The organism is Vibrio sp. 10N.222.49.A3, assembly GCF_041475145.1.
In the GTDB taxonomy this organism is placed as follows: Bacteria; Pseudomonadota; Gammaproteobacteria; order Enterobacterales; family Vibrionaceae; genus Vibrio; species Vibrio tasmaniensis_A.
The window spans coordinates 1-5273 of sequence record NZ_JBFRVM010000257.1; the positions used below are offsets into that span (position 1 = coordinate 1).

The 5273-nt window shown below is 41.6% G+C and carries 2 protein-coding genes, 8 tRNA genes and 2 rRNA genes; 7 read left to right on the plus strand and 5 right to left on the minus strand.

Annotated features, from left to right (window positions below; translation table 11 throughout):
* The first annotated feature begins 68 nt into the window (after nt 1–68).
* From AB4589_RS24655 to AB4589_RS24685, 7 genes are all read left to right on the plus strand, one after another.
* Nucleotides 69–144 (plus strand) — tRNA-Asn (locus AB4589_RS24655).
* 317 nt (nt 145–461) lie between these two features.
* Complete coding sequence (locus AB4589_RS24660) at nt 462–2087, plus strand: methyl-accepting chemotaxis protein (RefSeq protein WP_372101894.1); 1626 nt, start codon at nt 462–464, stop codon at nt 2085–2087.
* Nucleotides 2088–2322: 235 nt separating this feature from the next.
* Nucleotides 2323–2398 (plus strand) — tRNA-Phe (locus AB4589_RS24665).
* A 56-nt stretch (nt 2399–2454) separates the two neighbouring features.
* Nucleotides 2455–2530 (plus strand) — tRNA-Thr (locus AB4589_RS24670).
* A gap of 24 nt (nt 2531–2554) precedes the next feature.
* A tRNA-Asn gene (locus AB4589_RS24675) sits at nt 2555–2630 on the plus strand.
* 36 nt (nt 2631–2666) lie between these two features.
* Nucleotides 2667–2742, plus strand: a tRNA-Thr gene (locus tag AB4589_RS24680).
* Between the two features lie 29 nt (nt 2743–2771).
* A tRNA-Asn gene (locus tag AB4589_RS24685) sits at nt 2772–2847 on the plus strand.
* 275 nt (nt 2848–3122) lie between these two features.
* Here the strand turns inward: AB4589_RS24685 and AB4589_RS24690 are convergent.
* The 5 genes from AB4589_RS24690 to rrf (AB4589_RS24710) all read right to left on the minus strand — a co-directional run bounded on the left by AB4589_RS24690 (nt 3123) and on the right by rrf (AB4589_RS24710) (nt 5168).
* On the minus strand, nt 3123–3518 hold the full coding sequence (locus AB4589_RS24690; RefSeq protein WP_009847710.1) for a DUF2391 family protein: 396 nt from the start codon (nt 3516–3518) through the stop codon (nt 3123–3125).
* A gap of 1153 nt (nt 3519–4671) precedes the next feature.
* Nucleotides 4672–4748: transfer RNA gene (locus tag AB4589_RS24695), tRNA-Asp, on the minus strand.
* A 30-nt stretch (nt 4749–4778) separates the two neighbouring features.
* A 5S ribosomal RNA gene (rrf, locus tag AB4589_RS24700) occupies nt 4779–4894 on the minus strand.
* A 42-nt stretch (nt 4895–4936) separates the two neighbouring features.
* Nucleotides 4937–5013: transfer RNA gene (locus AB4589_RS24705), tRNA-Thr, on the minus strand.
* Between the two features lie 39 nt (nt 5014–5052).
* A 5S ribosomal RNA gene (gene rrf / locus AB4589_RS24710) occupies nt 5053–5168 on the minus strand.
* Between the last annotated feature and the right edge of the window lie 105 nt (nt 5169–5273).

Below are 5273 nucleotides of genomic sequence, written 5' to 3' on the forward strand. Positions count from 1 at the left end.
CTCGAGGCACCATTATTTGCTTCTTAACAAATGATGGTCTCTATAGACCTGATGTTGAGACAAGTAATTCCCCTTTAGTTCAGTTGGTAGAACGGCGGACTGTTAATCCGTATGTCGCAAGTTCAAGTCTTGCAAGGGGAGCCACATTCAAGAAAGCCAAGTCGAGAGACTTGGCTTTTTTTCGTTTGAATAAAAGTAACGTAATTCAATAACACATCAGTTCAACATTAAATCTTGATCTTCTAGTAAATGGACTACGTCCGCCACCCTCAATAGAGTAATTGCTCTTGCCTCTGTTTATTCATTTGACAGCGAAAAATGTTCTTCTGGGAACTTTTTTTTCTTCGTAAATTTAATCTTCATCATGTTTTGATACCTTTCTGATACCTGCACTACACGACTTAGCTTAAGATTCGTGAATGATACACCATACTTATTATTAGATCGCTGCACGGGGAAATATGAAATTAAAAACGCAAGCTTATTTATTATCAGGCATCATTTTGATTGCCTTGCTCGCACTTACGGCTACAGGTTTATGGACCTTAAGAGTTGCTAGCAACATAGACAACAAAGCTCGCCTGACAGAGCTATTTAAAAGTGCATACAGCATTCTTACTGAAGTCGAAAAAATGGCTATTGATGGCACTCTAGAAGAACAACAAGCCAAACAGCTGGCCACTCGCCTACTGCGCAACAATATCTATAAAGACAATGAATATGTATATGTTGCTGATGAAGATATGACTTTTGTCGTAACACCTTTAGATCCGCAACTACACGGAACCAGCTTTAATGATTTTAAAGATGGCGATGGAAATAGCGTTGGCCAACTTATTCAGCGAGCACTTGGCAATAGAACAGGACAAATAGTCGAATACACCTGGACACAAAAACTCCCCGACGGAAGCATTGAAGAAAAACTGTCCATCGCAGAAAAAACACCTCATTGGGGTTGGGTCGTAGGTACAGGTATCGGCTTCAATGAAGTCAACGCAAGGTTTTGGTCAACAGCACAATGGCAACTGATTTTATGTTTGGCTATTGCTGGTGTCATTCTTTCAAGCTTGATTATCTCAATTAAACGTATGCTATCGCTACTTGGCGGTGAACCCAAAGACGTAAGAGAAGCAGTACAAGCTGTCGCAGAAGGAAAAATCCAAACATCGTTTGAGACTCAAGCTGAGCAAGGCAGTATCTATCACGCTGTACAACAAATGAGTCAATCACTGGCAGAGTTAGTATCAAACCTCAACTCTTCAATGCTAGCGTTAAGAGGCGAATTACAGCGCGTGGAAGATCGTGCAGGTTCTATCGCTCAACTTACTGAAACTCAGCAACAATCAACTGAAATGATCGCAACCGCAATGACTGAGATGGCGTCTTCAGCAAATAATGTTGCCGATTCAGCTGGCGATACAGCTCGTAACACCGACGAGGCAGACAAACAAAGCCAACATACTCAGCTCCTAATCCACAACACAGTAGATAATATTCAAGGCCTAGCAGGACAATTAGGTACAGCCAGTGAAGCTGTTGCTAACCTAGACAACGACGTAAACAATATTGTTAAGGTATTGGACGTTATAGGCGATATTGCAGAGCAAACTAACCTGTTAGCACTTAACGCTGCTATTGAGGCTGCGCGAGCGGGTGAACAAGGTCGTGGATTTGCAGTAGTGGCGGATGAGGTACGTAATCTTGCTGGTCGAACGCAATCGAGCACCAAAGAGATTCAGTTAATGATCAATAATCTTCAAGAAGGTTCCCGTAACGCCATTCAAACAATGAATGTGTGTGCGGCAACGAGTGAAAGTACTGTAGCAGAGTCTCAGAATGCCTCTGAAGCGCTACAACAGATTGTGATTGCATTAGAGTCTATATCATCAATGAGCCATCAAATCGCAACAGCAGCCGCTGAACAGACCCAGGTAAGCGATGATATATCGAAGCGTATCAATATGATTGAAGAAAGTGGCAACCAACTGAGCGATGTCGTAACGGAAAGCCATAACAGTACTCAAACTTTAGCTTCTCTTTCTAACGAATTAGAGACTTGGGTAAATAGGTTTGAAGTAAAACACTAAACTCTCGAGAAAAACCTTTAATATAAAAGCACGTTTTCATACGTGCTTTTTTTATTTCAGCGCTCATTCAAAGCAGTTAACCGTAGTTTTGCCATCTTTTAAGGCATGCTAGACCTAGGTTTTTCTACCCAAACGAACAAAAACAACCCACTAAGTATAGAAAAACATCAAACAATACTTTTTTTGCAATTTAATGTTGACCCAGAACGCGAAAACACGTTTAATACACCTCGTCGCCCGGATAGCTCAGTCGGTAGAGCAGAGGATTGAAAATCCTCGTGTCGGTGGTTCGATTCCGCCTCCGGGCACCACAATTTATTTGTTGGTGTCCTTGACAACAACAGTAAAGCACAAAGAAATATCATGTGCCGACTTAGCTCAGTAGGTAGAGCAACTGACTTGTAATCAGTAGGTCACCAGTTCGACTCCGGTAGTCGGCACCATTTCTTTAAAGCTTTAAGAATAATTCCCCTTTAGTTCAGTTGGTAGAACGGCGGACTGTTAATCCGTATGTCGCAAGTTCAAGTCTTGCAAGGGGAGCCAAGTTAATCATTAAGCGTAAGCTTCTTGATACATGATGCCGACTTAGCTCAGTAGGTAGAGCAACTGACTTGTAATCAGTAGGTCACCAGTTCGATTCCGGTAGTCGGCACCATTCTCTTGATTAGAGATAAAACAATCAATTCCCCTTTAGTTCAGTTGGTAGAACGGCGGACTGTTAATCCGTATGTCGCAAGTTCAAGTCTTGCAAGGGGAGCCAATTAAAGAAAGCCGCATCATTGATGCGGCTTTTTTGCATCTAAAGATCCTAGCGTGCCTCCATCTCCCTCACCTTTCTAATCGCTCATTCAGTACAGAAACTCTCAGTCTTAATTTTCTTGTAAAACAATTAGGCCTTACTCTTTTGATTTAGCTTTAATCACCCAACGACATGTCGAAACCTTTCTAGCGAGCTTGCTACTTGGTTATCTAAGAGTGAACCAAATAAGCGCTAGAATGGCTCTGTTGATGACTTAACCTGGGTGATATACGGTTTCACTCTTTATCGAAACTATCCACTATAATAGCCCCCATAGACGCGGGCATTGATATAACAATGACACGTTTAAACGAGACTATTGGATCGCTTAATAGAGGCAACTTATCCAAACATGTCAGGACCAAAGCAACTACCAACGCCGTCATAGCATAAGCAATAACAATTCTGAAAATAAACACCGGCATGCGCGCAACAACATTTTTTTGAAAGACACTTTCATAAGTATAAAAGCCTAAGAACACAGCTGATAATAAAAATAGCAGCAACAGATTAGCAGTAGGCAAAGTCTCCCCTAACTTCCAGGCTTCTTCGGAAAAAGAAATCGGTACAGCCAAAGCAAAAGATCCTACAAAGATCTGACTGGCATCTTCAAAGTTAAAGCTTAATTTCATAGTTCGCCCCATTAGCTTTTAAGGCTTTATCTATTTGTTAAAATAATCACTAAAATATCACCCGATGATCTTTTTTTGAGTCTATTCTTACTAAGTGAACGATAACGCCCTTCTAGCTTAATATTAGTCGCAATAGCCAAAACATAGCTTGAATTAACCAGCAAGAAATCAATATGTTCAGAGTAAAGTGGTCAACATAACTAATTCATATCGAGTCAACAAACACATCAGAGTAGAAAAGAGACCGGTTAAACATCTCCTAAGATACCTGAACCTAGAGCCAGAGAGTCTCGATCTGATTGGATAATAAATATCACTGCACGAATACGAGAAATTCTCTATTTCTTAGCATATGTATCCCACCGGCACCAATTTGGGCCCTTAATCTAGCGACTTTCTCCTTCAACCTGAAATATAGTCCAATTCCCCTTTGAGATACTTTTCAAACAGGGTGCTCAATACAATTAAGAGTGGTTTAAGCTTAATGAATAACAAGAGGATGAAGTCACCTCATTAAGGGCTATAGCGCTCTTAGCAGAAACATCCATGATCGATTCCTAATTACACATCAGAAGTACCCTCTAGATTCACAGAGAAAAATAGAAGTCAGGTATCGTAGACGAAGGGCTGTTAACTAATACTAAAGTGCACTCGCTTGATAAAGCAAACATCTGCGAACGCAGGGCACATAGGATGAGTTGTAAGCCTTATATAACTTCGATATTGAATGGATACAGCTGAGTCAGAACAGTCTCATTAACCTGACTTACAACGTCGCATAGCTCGAGTATTTGAGTGCTAAGCTTAAAGCTATATGCGTTTGTGAAACGCGTGCTCGTTTCAAATAACAACTGGTGTAGAAAATACAAATAAAAAGACTCTAATCGTAGAGTTAGACTTTCTAATAAATAACAGAATAATGGGACACGTTAACTAGGAGTCATGGGTTACGCGCAAACCTTGTGTAAAAGTCATTCAATGGAAGGGTGAACACTATAATTTAGATGCAAAAAGCCCCGCGATTTCTAGCGAGACTTCTTATAAATGGTGGAGTGCTTGGGGTCGCAGGCGACCGGGACTCGTTGCTCGAAGACAAAATTATCGTATCCAGAAACGACGAAAGCCTAGTCATAAGACTAGGCTTTCTAATAAGTGGCGGAGTGGACGGGACTCGAACCCGCGACCCCCGGCGTGACAGGCCGGTATTCTAACCAACTGAACTACCACTCCGCAGTGTCTATTCAGCATAATGCAATTTAAGCCTGACGATGTCCTACTCTCACATGGGGAAGCCCCACACTACCATCGGCGCTATTGTGTTTCACTTCTGAGTTCGGCATGGAATCAGGTGGGTCCACAATGCTATGGTCGTCAAACAAATTCTGTTGTTAACTCGATAAATCGAATCAACTAAATAGTGGTGCTGATACCCAGACTCGAACTGGGGACCTCACCCTTACCAAGGGTGCGCTCTACCGGGCTGAGCTATATCAGCAGTTCTAGAACCGTTTAAAAACGACTCTAAAAATTTAAAGCCTGGCGATGTCCTACTCTCACATGGGGAAGCCCCACACTACCATCGGCGCTATTGTGTTTCACTTCTGAGTTCGGCATGGAATCAGGTGGGTCCACAATGCTATGGTCGCCAAGCAAATTTTGCTTTTACTTTCAGTTTTTAAAAAACTGAAGGCAAAATAATTCGGAAAGCTAATCTAAAAGTATCTCTTCAAACTCATTCAAGGTCTGGTATATCTG